At 58.6% G+C, this 251-nt stretch carries 1 pseudogene; it reads left to right on the plus strand.

Features of this window, described 5'->3' with window-relative positions:
* A pseudogene (locus R0K30_RS22830) lies at window positions 1-251 on the plus strand (hypothetical protein); the annotation flags it as partial.

The following is a 251-nucleotide window of genomic DNA, read 5'->3' on the forward strand; positions in this document are numbered from 1 at the left end:
GATCGGCTGCCGACATTGCAGGGTCGAATTTCTACGCGATCTTTCCGCACAACTTCCTCGCGCTGGTGTTCGGTACCGTGTTCCTGTTTTCGGCGCTTGCTCTGGGTATCGGGGTACGGCGATTCTGGCGCAACGAAGATCCTGGTGATGCGTCGATCGATGCGGCACTGGAGGCAACGAGGAATGTACTGTCGCTTCGATATCTCGGCGGCGGCCACGGGGACGGATGCAACAATGCCGACGATGCGTTT

This window comes from Bacillus sp. SIMBA_154 (genome assembly GCF_046536015.1).
GTDB classification, from domain to species: domain Bacteria; phylum Bacillota; class Bacilli; order Bacillales; family Bacillaceae; genus Bacillus; species Bacillus pumilus_P.